The organism is Luteimonas sp. gir, assembly GCF_037198055.1.
GTDB classification, from domain to species: domain Bacteria; phylum Pseudomonadota; class Gammaproteobacteria; order Xanthomonadales; family Xanthomonadaceae; genus Luteimonas; species Luteimonas citri_A.
On sequence record NZ_JBBAXQ010000002.1, the window covers coordinates 460426 to 474768 of the forward strand.

The 14343-nt window shown below is 70.8% G+C and carries 13 protein-coding genes; 5 read left to right on the forward strand and 8 right to left on the reverse strand.

Translation table 11 applies throughout. The features are described from left to right. The first annotated feature begins 16 nt into the window (after positions 1-16). Genes WAF18_RS05660 through WAF18_RS05670 form a run of 3 tightly spaced genes read left to right on the forward strand, consistent with a single transcriptional unit; the run spans position 17 to position 7184 of the window. A complete protein-coding gene (locus WAF18_RS05660; RefSeq protein WP_337244263.1) occupies positions 17-5332 on the forward strand; it encodes a DNA repair ATPase in 5316 nt (1771 codons plus the stop codon). A gap of 41 nt (positions 5333-5373) precedes the next feature. Beyond that, entirely contained in the window at positions 5374-6087 is a 714-nt protein-coding gene (locus WAF18_RS05665) for a hypothetical protein (RefSeq protein ID WP_337244264.1), read from the forward strand. Next, positions 6084-7184: a toxic anion resistance protein gene (locus WAF18_RS05670; protein ID WP_337244265.1), complete on the forward strand. Its 1101-nt coding sequence runs from the start codon at positions 6084-6086 to the stop codon at positions 7182-7184. The genes WAF18_RS05665 and WAF18_RS05670 overlap by 4 nt, the downstream gene beginning before the upstream one ends. A gap of 234 nt (positions 7185-7418) precedes the next feature. On the opposite strand, the gene hemE is transcribed toward WAF18_RS05670, so the two are convergent. From hemE to WAF18_RS05700, 6 genes are all read right to left on the reverse strand, one after another. Beyond that, a complete protein-coding gene (hemE, locus tag WAF18_RS05675) occupies positions 7419-8492 on the reverse strand; it encodes a uroporphyrinogen decarboxylase (RefSeq protein WP_337244266.1) in 1074 nt (357 codons plus the stop codon). A gap of 11 nt (positions 8493-8503) precedes the next feature. Next, entirely contained in the window at positions 8504-8797 is a 294-nt protein-coding gene (locus WAF18_RS05680) for a WGR domain-containing protein (protein ID WP_337244267.1), read from the reverse strand. A 71-nt stretch (positions 8798-8868) separates the two neighbouring features. Next, positions 8869-9963 (reverse strand): 3-dehydroquinate synthase, encoded by a 1095-nt coding sequence (gene aroB / locus WAF18_RS05685; protein WP_337244268.1) that lies wholly within the window; start codon positions 9961-9963, stop codon positions 8869-8871. Positions 9964-10049: 86 nt separating this feature from the next. Continuing rightward, positions 10050-10610 carry a shikimate kinase gene (locus tag WAF18_RS05690; RefSeq protein ID WP_337244269.1) on the reverse strand — a complete coding sequence of 187 codons (561 nt, stop codon included), beginning with the start codon at positions 10608-10610 and terminating at the stop codon, positions 10050-10052. Positions 10611-10676: 66 nt separating this feature from the next. Beyond that, the gene (locus WAF18_RS05695; protein ID WP_337244270.1) at positions 10677-11150 is read right to left on the reverse strand and encodes a hypothetical protein; all 474 of its coding nucleotides are present in this window, start codon (positions 11148-11150) and stop codon (positions 10677-10679) included. Beyond that, positions 11038-11484, reverse strand: a complete 447-nt coding sequence (locus tag WAF18_RS05700) for a hypothetical protein (RefSeq protein WP_337244271.1) — start codon at positions 11482-11484, stop codon at positions 11038-11040. The genes WAF18_RS05695 and WAF18_RS05700 overlap by 113 nt, the downstream gene beginning before the upstream one ends. A 59-nt stretch (positions 11485-11543) precedes the next feature. Between WAF18_RS05700 and pdxH the strand changes: the two genes are divergently transcribed. Continuing rightward, positions 11544-12182, forward strand: coding sequence for a pyridoxamine 5'-phosphate oxidase (pdxH, locus tag WAF18_RS05705; RefSeq protein WP_337244378.1), 639 nt, complete (start codon positions 11544-11546; stop codon positions 12180-12182). A 114-nt stretch (positions 12183-12296) separates the two neighbouring features. Continuing rightward, entirely contained in the window at positions 12297-12914 is a 618-nt protein-coding gene (locus WAF18_RS05710; RefSeq protein WP_337244272.1) for an NAD(P)-dependent oxidoreductase, read from the forward strand. A gap of 56 nt (positions 12915-12970) precedes the next feature. On the opposite strand, the gene WAF18_RS05715 is transcribed toward WAF18_RS05710, so the two are convergent. Together WAF18_RS05715 and proC are read right to left on the reverse strand one after the other, a co-directional pair. Next, on the reverse strand, positions 12971-13438 hold the full coding sequence (locus WAF18_RS05715; protein ID WP_337244273.1) for a DUF4426 domain-containing protein: 468 nt from the start codon (positions 13436-13438) through the stop codon (positions 12971-12973). Then, complete coding sequence (gene proC, locus WAF18_RS05720; RefSeq protein ID WP_337244274.1) at positions 13431-14273, reverse strand: pyrroline-5-carboxylate reductase; 843 nt, start codon at positions 14271-14273, stop codon at positions 13431-13433. Before proC ends, WAF18_RS05715 begins: the two co-directional genes overlap by 8 nt. Positions 14274-14343 lie beyond the last annotated feature (70 nt).

Genomic DNA, 14343 nt, shown 5'->3' on the forward strand with positions numbered 1-14343 from the left:
CGCAGGATGAGTCGTGATGTCAGAACCCACGCCCGACGCCGGGCAGCAGGCGCCCACGACGGCCAGCCATGTTGACGAGGCGGTCGCCCAGGGCGGTGCTTACGAGGTGCTGCGACGGCGCCTGGCCGAGCAGGGCGCACGCCTGCGCAGCTTGGCCGAGTCGCTCAACACACGCCGCTTGCAGGAGTTTGGCGACAGCCGCATGGAGGTCGCCGGACGCTTCCGCATCCGCACCGAGAACAATTGCGTCGGTCGCGACATCGTCCAGGTGCTCGGCGACCACCTGCTGTTTGGCTACAACGTCTACATCGGCCTTCGGACCCAGACGCGCGTCGAGGATGTTTTCGCGCTCTACCGCCTGACCGAGGAGGCGGACGGCTACGACGTGGTACCGGTCGACCCCACCGGCAGCTTCCTCGGCGATGCCGGCTTCGTCCGCGACTTCGGCGAACTCTACGCCTACTACAAGCACGCCCGCTTGCTGCAGTTGATCGTGCGCGAGGGCCGGTTGCTGGCCGCGTTCCAGATCGGCGAACGCAGTACCGACGTGCGCGTGTTCCGTTGGCAGATCGCCAACTCCGGGGAGCTGCGCTACCTGGACTCGCGCGGTGAGCGCGACATCGCCCTGCCGCCGCCGTTCGACTTCGAGTGGACTCGCGCGACCCGTGAGCTGGCGGTCGATGGGCGCCACCCGCATCTCAACATCCTCGACACGATCTTCGTGGAGACGACCGGCGGCGACCTGACCGTCAAGATCGAGAACAACACGCAGACCGGGCAGGGGATCTATGCCGAGGCGGTCGAGGACCGCACGCAGTCGATCGACGATGCGATCTTCGACTTCGCCAAGGTCGGGTCGCTGATCCTGCTTAAGGTGCTGCCCTACCGCGAACAGGCCTGGCGCGGGCTGATCTACAACACCCTGACCGGCACGATCGTGCGTAACGACGCCATCGTCCAGGCCTGCGTGCAGTTGCCCGAAGACCACGGGATCATCTTCCCGGGCGGTTACTACCTGCAAAGCGGCGAGCACAAGGCCTTCGACGCGCAGATGGACGGCATGCAGTTCAAGCGCGCGATCCGCTCGCCCAATGGCGAGGACGTGATGTACGTCTTCTACGACCGCGAGGCGGGTCGCTCGGCGCTGTTCGTCTACAACACGATCCAGCGCGCCCTGCAGAACCCAGTGTTCGGCCATGGCTACGCGATCCTGGCCGACGGGCGCATGGTGCTGTTCCATGCCGAGGGCGATGCGCCGACCCGGATCCACCCGATGCAGGTCTGGCAGACCCCGTTCACCAGTGACGAGTACGCCGCGCGCGCGCCGACCGGCAACAGCTTCATGGGGCGCATCGGCAATCCCGAGCTGGTGCGGGGTATCTCCAACCTGTTCGATCTGGCACGCGAGATCGATGGTCGCGAGGTTTCGGTCCAGCGCTACCAACTGTTGGTGCACAGCGCCCGGCGCATGTTCGATGCCCACCACTGGCTCGAGGACGAGGCAAGCGAAGGCGCCGGGCCGCTGTTGCACGAGATCGCCGCGACCGGCGAGTCGGTGCTCGACGAGTACGAGAAGGTCGAAGGCATCCGGCAGCAGTCCGACCGTGCGATGCATCAGGCCGAAGCCGAGCACCGCACGTTGCTCGGACGGCTGCAGACGGATGACTGGACACGGATCGAGGACTTCGTCGAGGCGCTCGGCGCGATCGCGCGGCTGCGCGGCCACCTGCTGACGATCCGCGACCTGCGCTACATCGACACCGCGGCCATCGACCGCATGGGCGAGGCCCTGCAGGCGGCCCAGGACCGCGTGGGTGCGGCGACCGGCGCATTCCTGGCGGGCGAGACCGCGCTGCAGCCGCTGGCCGAGCGCCTGCAGGCGCTCGACAGTGAGGCGCAGGCCGCCCAGACCGCCCGCGCGCTGGCCGAGCGCATTGACGCGATGCAGGCATTGGCGGGCGATCTGGACATGCTTTCGGAGCTGATGGCTACGCTGAAGGTCGACGATGCGACCGAGCGCACGCGGGTCGTCGAGGCGATCTCTGCGCTTTACGCCCGCCTCAACCAGTCGCGCGCACGTGCCGACCAGCGCCGGCGCAGCCTGGGTTCGGCCGAGGCCGTTGCCCAGTTCGGCGCCCAGTTCGCGCTGTTCGGACAGGCGATCGCCGGCGCACTTGCGCTGGCGACCGACCCCGAGCGTGCCGACGAGCAGTTGTCGAGGCTGAGCGTGCAGTTGGAGGAGCTGGAAAGCCAGTTCGGCGAGCACGAGCAGTTCCTGGCCGACATCCTCGCCAAGCGCGAGGAACTGGTGGAGACGTTCGAGGCGCACCGGCAGGCGTTGCTCGACGAGCGACAGCGCAAGGCCCAGGCGGTGTTCGATGCCGCGGCGCGCATCCTCGATGGTCTGCCGCGGCGGACCGAGCGGTTCCAGAGCGCCGATGAACTCAACGCGTTCTTCGCCGGGGATGCGCTGATCCTCAAGCTGCGCGAGCTTGCCGACCGGCTGCGCAGCTATCGCGACAACGTCAAGGCCGACGACGTCGAGGCGCGCCTGAAGGGCGTACGCGACGAGGCGGTGCGCAGCCTGCGCGACCGCAGCGACCTGTACGAGGGCGGTGGCCAGGTGATCCGGCTCGGGCCGCGGCACCGCTTCAGCGTCAACGTCCAGCCGCTGGACCTGACCATCCTGCCGCGCGGCGATGGCCTGGCCGTGCACCTGACCGGGACCGACTTCTACGAAGCGATCCAGGACGCCGAACTCGACGCGCTGCGCGACTACTGGCAAGTGACGCTGGACTCCGAGTCGCCCTCGATCGCGCGCGGCGAGTATCTGGCCGGGCTGTTGCTGGAGGCCGCGATCGCCGGGCGCGAGAATCTGCGCCTGGAAGTGCTGGACGCGCAGGCCGGCGACCCGGATGCGCTCGAGCGCACGGTGCGAACCTTCGCCGCGCCGCGTTATCGCGAAGGCTACGAGAAGGGCATCCATGACCGTGACGCGGCGCTGATCCTGCGTGCGCTGCTGCCGCTTTTTGCTGCCGCCGGCCCGCTGGTCCATCCGCCAGCCGCACGCGCGCTGGCGATGCTGTTCTGGGCGCGCGCCGGCGATGACGGCGATGTCGCGCAGTGGCCGGCGCGCACCGCCGGCGCACTGGCGATCGAGCGCCTGTTCGGCTCCACCGATGGCCTGGACGCGCTGCGCTCGGAGATCGCCGAAGCACTGTCAGGGTTCCTGGCGCGACACGCGCTGCCGATCGATCCGGCGTTGGCCGTGGATGGGGCAAGGTACCTGATCGACGAACTGCGCGACGGCGATCCGACCTTCGGCATCAGCCACTACGCCCGGCGCTTGGTCGACGCCCTGCGCGTGGCGCTCGATGCAGCTGACCTGGCTGCTGGCTTCGACGCGTCGCTCGAGCGCCTGGCCGAGCGGCCAGCGGCGCAGTGGGCGTTGGCGGCGCAGTGGCTGCACGGCCTGTGCGGCGATCCCAAACACGCCCCGATGGCCGGTTACATCCCCGAGGCGATCGTGCTGTTGCTGGTCGGTCGGACCCTGCGTCACCGGGTGCGCGAGGTGACGCTGATCGCCAAGGTCGAAGGGCTGCTCGGCGAGCACCCGCGCATCCAGGACGGCCGCCTGCAGCTTTCGGTCGACGACTTCCTGTCGCGCCTGCGTGCGCACCGCGAGACCTTTGTGCCGGCGTTCCACCACTACCAGGCGGTGCGCCAGCGCATTGCCGCGCGCGAACGCGAGGCGCTGCGGCTGTCGGAGTTCAAGGCGCGGCCGCTGACCTCGTTCGTGCGCAACCGGCTGATCGACGAGGTCTATCTGCCGCTGATCGGCGACAACCTCGCCAAGCAGATGGGCACCGTCGGCGAGGACAAGCGCAGTGACCTGATGGGCCTGCTGATGATGATCTCGCCGCCCGGGTACGGAAAGACCACGCTGATGGAGTACGTGGCCAGCCGGCTTGGCCTGGTTTTCATGAAGATCAACGGGCCGGCACTCGGTCACCAGGTGCGCGCGCTCGATCCCGAGCAGGCGCCCGATGCCACCTCGCGCCAGGAACTGCACAAGCTCAATCTCGCGCTGGAGATGGGCAGTAACACGATGCTGTACGTCGACGACATCCAGCACACCCATCCCGAGTTCCTGCAGAAGTTCATCTCGTTGTGCGACGGCACGCGCCGCATCGAGGGCGTGTGGCAGGGCCGCACCAAGACCTACGACATGCGCGGGCGGAAGTTCTGCGTGGTCATGGCCGGCAACCCGTACACCGAGTCGGGCGAGGTGTTCAAGATTCCCGACATGCTCGCCAACCGCGCCGACATCTACAACCTGGGCGACGTGCTTGGTGGCATGGAGGATGCGTTCAAGCTCAGTTACATCGAGAACAGCCTGACCTCCAACCCGGTGCTGGCGCCGTTGGCCACGCGCGACATGAGTGATCTGTACCTGCTCGCCGATCGCGCTGCGGGCAAGGAGGTCTCCACCAACGACCTGTCGCACGCCTACAGCGGCGCGGAGGTCAACGAGATCGTCGCCACACTGCAGCGGCTGATGCAGGTGCGCGACGTGGTCTACCGAGTCAACCAGCAGTACATCGCCAGCGCCGCGCAGGCCGACCGCTACCGCACCGAGCCGGCGTTCCGCTTGCAGGGCAGCTATCGCAACATGAACAAGCTGGCCGAGAAGATTTCGCCAGTGATGAACGCCGCCGAGTTGCAGCAGCTCATCGCCGACCATTATCTGGGCGAGGCCCAGCTGCTGACCACCGGCGCCGAGGAGAACCTGCTGAAGCTGGCTGAGCTGCGCGGCACGATGACCGAGGTCCAGGCCGCGCGCTGGGCGCAGATCAAGCGCGATTTTCTTCGCGACAAGGCGATGGGTGGCGAGGACGCCGACACCGGCGCGCGCGTCGTCGCGCAACTGGCCGACATCGCCCAGGGCCTGCAGGCGATGGGCGGCGGCGAGCCGCCGCCGGCACCGCCGCAAGCGCCGTGGCAGGACATTGTGGGCGCGCTGCAGCGTATCGCCGAGCGCGACGCCGATGCGCCGCCCATGCGCGAGGCGGCCGAGGCCTGGCCGGCCGCGATGCAGGCCACGATCGCGCCGCTGCTCGAGCGCTTCGGCGAATCGCTGGCAGGGCAGGCTGGCCTCAATGCCGCGCTCGCGCAATTGATCGAGTTGCTGCGGTTGCGCGCGGCGGCGAATGACACCACTTCCGCGACAGGGCGGGCGCGGCGCGAGCGCACGCCCGCCGAGCGCCGTCTCGACGAAGCGCTCGACCAACTGGGACTGCTGGACGGACGCCGGGAGACACCGTCCGAATGAGACCCCAAGCGCCGCACGACGCAGCGGAGACGAACACGTCGATGGATCGTGTCGGCGCCGCGATGGCGCATGGTGCGTCGGCACTCGACGCGCTCGATGCGATCGACGTCGGGGCGGCGCTGGATGCCGCTGCCGCCGCCCGGCTGGTCGAACGCCTGCGTGCGGTGCACCTGGCGATGCGCGCGGACGCACCGCGCGCGCTGCGTCGCAGCGCCGGGCTGCTCGGACGCCTGTTCGGGCGCGACGTCAAGCTGCAGGCAGAGGCCAGCGCGCTGGCCGCACGCCTGGGCGTACTGCTGCGCGATGCCGATCGAGCTGCCCACGGGCTGACCGCGCATCTCGACGGCCAGCGCGCCTGCCTCGACCGGCTCGAAGCCGCACTGGCGGCGCTGCGCGCCGCTGCTGCGGACGCCGGTCCGGCGCTCGGCGCAGCGGACGATGCGGCGCGCCTGGCGCTCGACAGGCGCCGACAGCATCTGCGCGACGTGGAGGCGGCGCACGCGCTGAGCGCGCGTCAGCTCGCACTGCTGCACGCGCAGGGCCTGTCGCTGCTGGACCGTTACCGCAACATCCGCGAGGTGCTGGTGCCGGTCTGGCGTCAGCGCGCCCTCGGGTCAGGCGCCATCGACGGCGTCGCGCAAACCGAGACGGCCGCGGCGATCGAGGCCGAGATCGCTGCCGAACTCGCCGGTATGGCCGCTACACTCGACCCACGGCCGTCCGACCGGGCCGCCGATCAGGAGACTGCCGCATGAGCCAGGACACCCCCGACCACGCCCTCTTGCCCGCCGCTGGCGTGCTCGATGACGCTGCGCTGCAGGCCCTGGGCCTGACCGCAGACGACCGCAGCGAGATCGCCGCGGCCAGCAAGGCGCTTGAGGACATCTCGCCCGGCAATCTGCACGTGTTCGGCCGCGAGGCGGCAAGCAAGACCGCTGCATTCTCCAGCCAGTTGCTCGACCAGGTGCGCAACAGCGACCTCGACGCCTCGGGCGACAAGCTCGGCGAGGTGGTGCGCATCGCGCGTGCGCTCGACCTGGGCAGTGTGGCCGGGCGGTCGAAGCTGCCGGTGATCGGCCCATTGATCGACCGGTTGCGCGGCTCGCGCGACGAACTGGTGCAGAAGTTCAGCACCACCAACCAGCAGATCGAGCGGCTGATGCAGGACATTGGCCGTCAACAGGACGGCCAGCACCGGCGGGTCTCCGAGTTCGACCGCATGTTCGACATCGTCGTCGAGGAACGTCGCGCGCTGGGGGTCCATGTCGCGGCGGGCAGGCAGCGCCTGGCCGAGTTGGCCGAGGACCTGCGCGCGCTCGAGGGCCTCGACGACCCGCAGTCGCGCACCCGGCGCGCGGAGATCGACAACGCGGTCCGGTTGCTCGACAAGCGCGTCGGCGACCTGGCGGTGATGCAGCACGCCGCCGAGCAGTCGCTGCCGATGATCCGGCTGATCCAGGCCAACGCGATCCAGCTCATCGAGAAGTTCAACACCGTCCGCAACGTCACGATCCCGTCTTGGAAGCGGCAGTTCGCGATCCAACTGTCGTTGGACGAGCAGAAGAATGCGGTCGCGCTGTCGAACGCGATCGACGACGCGACCAACGACCTGATGCGTCGCAATGCCGATCTGCTGCGCGAGACCTCGGTGGGCACGGCGCGCGCGAACCAGCGTGCGGTGATCGACATCGCGACCCTGCGCCACGTCCACGACCAATTGATCCACACCGTCGAGGAAGTCCGCCAGGTCCACCGCGAAGGCATCGAACAGCGCCGGCAGGCTGAGGGCGAGCTGGCGCGGCTGCGCGAGGACGTCCAGAAGCAGCTGGCCAAACCCGCGCTGGAGGTCTGAGGCGCCATTCGCATCACCGGGACAGCACCGGGGTCAGAGTGCAATTTCGTGAGGCGAAATTGCACTCTGACCCCGGTTTTCTGGATCCTGGTTTTGCGAGCGGGCAAGCAGGGCGGGCGCGCCCATCGCGCCCTCGACGCCGCCGTCAGCCGTCAGTCCTCGGCTTAGACGTGGGCAATCCAGCGTCGGACCGGTGCAGCGCCGTCCGTTGAAGGACGGCGCGCGCGTCCGGTCTCAGCGCGCGCTGTAGGCGTGCACCTCGTCGACGAGCACCGCGACGTGGTCGGGATTCATGTCCGGCGACATGCCGTGGCCGAGGTTGAACACGTGGCCGTCGCGCGAGCCCTGGTTGCCGGCGGCGTAGCTGTCGAGCGCCCGCCGCACTTCGCGGCGGATCGCCTCGGGCGCACCGTACAGCGTCGCCGGGTCGAGGTTGCCCTGCAGGGCGACGCGGCCGCCGGTGCGGCGCGCGGCATCGCCGAGCTCGATCAGCCAGTCCACGCCGACACCGTCGGCGCCGGTCTGTGCGAGGTCCTCGAGATACGCGGCGGTGCCCTTGCCGAACAGGATCAGCGGTGCGCGATCGGCGCCGTCGCCGCGCTCGAGTTCCTTGGCGATGCGCGCCAGGTACGGCAGCGAGAACTCACGGTACATCGCCGGGCTCAGCACGCCGCCCCAGGTGTCGAATACCTGCAGCGCCTGCGCGCCCGCGGCGCGTTGTGCGGCCAGATAGGCGATCACCGCGTCGGTGTTGACCGACAGCAGCGCGTGCAGCGCCTGCGGGTCGTTGAGCGCCATCGCCTTGATGCGCGCGAAGTCCTTGCTGCCACCGCCTTCGACCATGTAACAGGCCAGCGTCCACGGGCTGCCCGAGAAGCCGATCAGCGGCACCGCGCCGTCGAGCTCACGACGGATCAGCCGCACCGCGTCCATCACGTAACGCAGCTCGGTCTCCATGTCCGGCACGCCGAGCCGGGCGATCGCCGCGGCGTCGCGCACCGGGTGGCGGAACTTGGGGCCTTCGCCTTCGACGAAATACAGCTCCAGGCCCATCGCATCGGGGATGGTCAGGATGTCGGAGAACAGGATCGCCGCGTCGAGCGGGAAGCGGCGCAACGGCTGCAGCGTGACTTCGCAGGCGATGTCCGGTTGCTTGGCCATGCCCAGGAAGCTGCCGGCCTGGCGACGGGTCTCGCGGTACTCGGGCAGGTAGCGCCCGGCCTGACGCATCAGCCAGACCGGCGTGCGGTCCACGGGCTCGCGGCGCAGGGCGCGCAGGAAGCGGTCGTTCTTCAGAGGTGCGGACAAGGGGGTCTTCCTTACTCGGTGGCGTCGGCGTGGGCCGTGCGGGCATCAGGAGCGGACGGCATCGTTGCTGCGTGCGTGCCGACCAGGTGGAAACCGCGACGCAGTTGGGTGTCGCGCGCGCGTTCGAGCGCGCCCAGCGCACTGGGCTCGTCGGCGTACTGCTGGCTGCGCAACTGGCTGCGGCCGCCGATCTGCCCCGACTCGCGCACGAGCGTCCAGCCGCCGAGCAGGTCGGGCTGCAGCATCAGCTGGACGAAACGCGCGGCCTCGTGGCCCTGGGCCGGTTGTTGCAGCAGCAGTCGCATGGGGCGGCATTGTACGGGGCGCAGGCCAAGCGCGGGCCTGCTTGCCCGAACAACGCGTTGGCGCAGCGGCGTCAGCCGGCGCGCAACACGCCGATGACCGTGCTTTCGGGCACGTCGGCCAGCACCTGGGCGCGGCCGGCGCCGGACCAGACGATGAAGCGCAGGCCGCCGGCCTGGGCCTTCTTGTCGAGCCGCATATGCGCCAGCAGGCGCTCGGAGTCGAGGCCTGCCGGCAGCGCGACCGGCAACTGCAGGCGGGACAGCAGCGCGATCAGGCGTGCGGTGTCGTCGGCCGGCGACAGGCCCAGCGCTTCCGACAGACGCGCGGCGAGCACCATGCCGACCGCGACCGCCTCGCCGTGGTTGAGTCCGCCGTAGCCCTGCTCGGTCTCGATGGCGTGGCCGAAGGTGTGGCCGAAGTTGAGCAGGGCGCGCTCGCCGTGCTCGAACGGATCGCGCGCGACGATCGCAGCCTTGTGCGCGCAACTGCGCGCGACCGCTTCGGCCAGCGCGGCCTCGTCCATGGCCAGCAGCGCCGGTGCCTGTGCATCGAGCCAGTCGAGGAACGGCGCATCGGCGATCGCGCCGTACTTGACCACTTCGGCGAGCCCTGCGCGCAGTTCGCGCGCGGGCAGAGTGCGCAGCGCCGCGGTATCGGCAATCACCGCGCGCGGCGGATGGAAGGCGCCGACCAGGTTCTTGCCTTGCGGCAGGTCGACCGCGGTCTTGCCGCCGACCGACGAATCGACCATGGCCAGCAGCGTGGTCGGCAGTTGCACGCAGTCGATGCCGCGCATCCAGCACGCCGCGGCGAAGCCGGCCAGGTCGCCGATCACGCCGCCGCCCAGGGCGAACAGGGTCGCATCGCGGCGCAGCCGCGCCTGCGCCATCGCATCGACGACCTGGGTGAAATGAGCCAGGGTCTTGGCCGACTCGCCGGCCGGCAACACATGGCGATGCACGCGCAGGTCCGGCCGGGCGGCCTGCAGCGCGGCGGCGACCCGGTCGGCGTAGAGCGGGGCGACGTGGCGATCGCTGACCAGCATCGCCTCGCCACCGCGCACGTGTCGGGCAAGCAGCGCGCCATCGTCGAGCAGCGCCGGGCCGATGTGGATGGTGTAGGGGCGTTCGCCGGCGACGGCGACTTCACGAAGCGGTGGGGACATGGCTGATGACTCGTTTGCGCGTGGGGCCTGGCCTGCGGCATCGACGCGGTGCAGGCCCGGCAGGGGCGTGGAAGGTGGGGGGCCGCTCATTCGGCCGGCGGGTCCGGACTCGGGGACGCAGCAGGGCACCAGTGGGTCTCGACCAGGTGGCCGAGCGCGGCAGCGGCTTCCGCGCAACCATAGGCGCCAGTGTCGAAGCGCAGATGGGCGGCCTGCGCGTACATTGGCGCGCGCACCTGGGCCAACCGATGCAGCACCTCGCTGCGATCGTCGCCAGCGATCAACGGCCGTGCCCGGTCGCGGGCCAGGCGTGCGAGCTGGGTGTCGACATCGGCATGCATATGGACCACGAAGCCGCGCGCGCGCATGCGCTGCCGGTTCTCGGCGTCGAGGACCGCGCCGCCGCCGGTCGCGATGATCTGGCGGGTGCCCTCGAGCACCGCGGCCAGCGCCGTCTGCTCGCGCGCGCGGAAGCCCGCCTCGCCTTCGCAGTCGAAGATCGTGGCGATCGTCGCGCCGGTGCGGACCTCGATTTCGTGGTCGACATCGACGAACGCCAGCCCGAAGCGGGCCGCCAGGCGGCGGCCGATCGACGACTTGCCGGCGCCCATCGGACCGACGAGCACGAGGTTGGGAGCACAGTGCATGGCCGAATCCTAGCAGCGGGCCGCACCGCATCGATGCCGGCCGCACATCATTGCCTGCGCGGCCGATCAGCCGGGCAGGCGTACGCGCCGCTGCGCGTCCAGCGGGATCACGACATCGGCCGTGTCCGGCAACGTGCGCAGCAGTTGCCGGCTGACGCGCTCGTAGTGCTGCACGAAGCGTTCGACCTGGGCGCGGTCCATGCCCGCCCGATCGGGCGCCGCACTGCGCAGCGCCTGCTCCTGCTGCCAGCGCCAGGTCGGCACCACCTCGAAACCCGGCGGCTGCAGGAACAGCAGCCGGTCCACGCGCCGCCACAGTGCGGGGTAGTCGCGGGCGAGCGCGGTGTTGCACCAGTGGCGCCAGGTGCCGTCGGGATCTTCGTCGCGCTCCAAGGCGTTGATCGGCGCGGCCAGCGCTTCCGCAGGCTCAGGTGTCGCGCCCAGGCACCAGCCCTCGAACACGGTCAGCGCGACCGGGCCGGCACTCGCCCAGTCCGCGGCCGGCCGCCGGTCGTCGCGTCCCTTGTCGAAGCGCGGCAACCGGGTGCTGCCGCCTGCCCGCAGCGTAGAGCAGCGCGCAGCCGAGCGCGACCTCGTGCGTGCCCGGCGGGCCGCGGGTGGCGAGCAGCGGGTGCACGGTGCGGGCCAGGCGCTGCCGGGCACGGTGGTCGAGATAGAGGTCGTCGAGCGAGAGCACCGCGATCGCCAGGCCGCGTGCCCGACCGGCGGCGGCGAGCTGGGTGGCCAGCGTCGACTTGCCTGTGCCCTGCAGGCCACTGATGCCGAGCACGCGCGCCCCGTGCCGCAAGGCGTCGTCGAGCACGCGCGCGACGAGCGCGTCGGACCATAGCGCAGGTGAGGGTGGGGCGGCCATCGCGGCACGATACCCGAGCGTCGACGCCGCCAGTGACGAACGGTGCGCCGACGTTCGACATCGCGACGCGACGGCGCGATGATCGGCACATGACCACGCCCTGCGCCGCCCTGCTGACCGAAGCCCTGTCCACGTTCTCCGTGCTGTTCGACGAGGCCGCCGCGGCCGGCGAACCCGACCGCACCGCGATGACCGTCGCCACCGCCGCCCTCGACGGGCGCCCCTCGGCGCGGGTCGTGCTGCTCAAGGCCTGGGACGAGCGCGGTTTCGTGTTCTACACCCATCTCGATGGCCGCAAGGGCCGCGAGCTGCAGGACAACCCGCAGGCGGCATTGCTGTTCCATTGGCCACGCGTGCGCCACGGCGTGCAGGTCCGCATCGAAGGGCCGGTGGTGATCGTCGGCGACGACGAGGCCGACGCGTACTTCGCGTCGCGTCCGCGTGGCAGCCAGCTCGGCGCCTGGGCCTCACGGCAGTCGGAGGAGCTCGACGACCGCGCGACCTTCGAGCAGCGGCTCGACGACGCCGCCCGTGAGTTCGAAGGGCGCGACGTGCCACGCCCGCCACGCTGGTCGGGCCTGCGCGTCCGTCCCGACCGCATGGAGTTCTGGTACGGCGCCGACTATCGCCTGCACGAGCGCTGGCTCTACGAATGCGATGCCGCCGGCAACTGCCGCAAGCGGATGCTGTATCCGTAGACCGGCACCGGGCGGCCGCCCGGTCACGGGGCGGAACGCTGCTTTGCACGGGCGTCATCCCCCCGTGGCAGCCCGCGCACTAGCATGCAGGCCCCCAGCTTCGAGAGTGCCCCCATGCAACGCATCGCCATTGTCGGCGTGACCGGTCGGGTCGGCTCGCGCCTTGCGCGCGAACTGCTCGCGCGTGGCCACCGCGTCACCGGCATCGCCCGCAACACCGCCGATGTCCCGCCGCAGGCGGGGTTGAGCCTGCAGTCCGCCGATGCTTCGCGCAGCGAGTCGCTTGCGCCGGCGCTGGCCGGGCACGACGTCGTGGTCAGCGCCGCGCGCTTCGACGGGGGGCCGAGTGCGCAGGTCGTCGTCGACGCGGTCCGCGCGGCCGGTGTGCCGAGGCTGCTGGTCGTCGGCGGCGCGGGCAGCCTGGAGGTCGCGCCGGGCGTCGCCTTGATCGATACCCCCGAGTTCCCCGAGGCCTATCGCGCCGAGGCCGCTGCCGGCCGTGCGTTTCTGCAGGCCTTGCGCGATGTCGCTGACCTCGACTGGACCTTCGTCTCGCCGGCGGCCGTGTTCGAGCCCGGCGAGCGCACCGGCGTGTTCCGGGTCGGCGGCGACAGCCTGCCGGTCGACGCCCAGGGCCGCAGTGCGATCTCGATGGAGGATTACGCCATCGCCTTCGCCGACGAGATCGAACGTCCCGCACACCCGCGTCAGCGCATCAGCATCGGCTACTGAGGTCGCGTGCACGGGGTCGCGGCCCTGCCGCGGCGCCCGTGGACCTTCGCGTGTCGTCAGCGCGGGATCTCGCGGCTGAAACGCAGCACGGTGCGGATGCCGTCGGCGCCCGCGACCGCGATCTCCAGCCGCAGGGTGTCGGGGCCGGACGCGCGTGCAATGGCGACATGCTCGACCTGTCCGTCGACGGTGACCGCTGCGAATGCCAGCGGCTGACGCACACCGCGCAGGTCGCGCGCATGACCGGTCACGGTCACTGGCGGCGTGGCGTCGCCGTCGCGGACGCTGACCAGGACGAGCACACGGTCGTCGCCGCAGTCGATGCCGTACTGGCGCGCGGCGGCCTCCGAGATGCGCGCGGTCGGCACGACGCTGGCCTCGACTTCGGCGGTGCCGAGCATGGCGCGTTCGGGCATCGCGAGGGTGTTGCCGCCGCCGCTGACGACCGGGGGGGACGGTTCGGTGCCGCAGGCGGCGAGCGCCAGCGCCAGCATGGCCGCGAGCGGCAGCCGGCGCTCAGTCATTGGCGGCCGACAGTTCGGCGCCGCGGCGCGCCGCGCTCGCGATCGCTTCGGCGACCAGGGCGCGCAGCCCGCCGGCCTCGAAGGTCTCGATCGCCGCCTGGGTGGTGCCGCCGGGCGAGGTCACGCGCTGGCGCAGCGCGGCGGGCGCTTCGTCGCTCTCGGTGAGCATGCGCGCCGCACCGAGCACGGTCTGCAGCACCAGCGTGCGCGCGTCGGCAGCCGGCAGGCCCTGGGCAGTGGCCGCCGCCTCCATGGCCTCGGCGAGCAGGAAGACATAGGCCGGGCCGCTGCCCGAGACCGCGGTGACTGCGTCCATGCGCGCTTCGTCCTCGATCCAGACCGTGGGCCCGGCGCTGCGCAGCAAGGCATCGGCGCGCTGGTGCCCGGCAGGGTCGACCTGTGCGTTGGCGAACAGGCCGGTCACGCCGGCGCCGAGCAGGGCAGGGGTGTTGGGCATCGTGCGCACGACCGCGACCCCGCCACCGAGCCAGCGCTCGAGTTGCGCGGCGGTGATGCCCGCCGCGATCGACAGCACCAGCGGACGCATTTCGGCGGCCAGCGGCGCGAGCGCTTCGCAGACCTCGCGCAGCACCTGCGGCTTGGTCGCCAGCACCCAGGTTCCGGCGCCGGCGACGGCCTCGGCGGCGGTCTCGAACGTCAGGATGCCGAAGTCGCGGGCGAGCGCCTCGCGGGTACCGGCATTGGGATCGGCGACGCGGATCGTGCGCGGGTCGGCGTCGCGCGCGAGCAGCCCGCCGATCAGGCTGCGCGCCATATTGCCGCCGCCCACAAAAGCGGTCGTGGCGTCGAGATCGAAGACGGAGGCTTGGGGCATGAGGAGTCCGGAACGGCAAGAAGGGAGCCGCCGCCAATGCCGCGCCGCGCAGTCCGGCGACGCGGCCGCA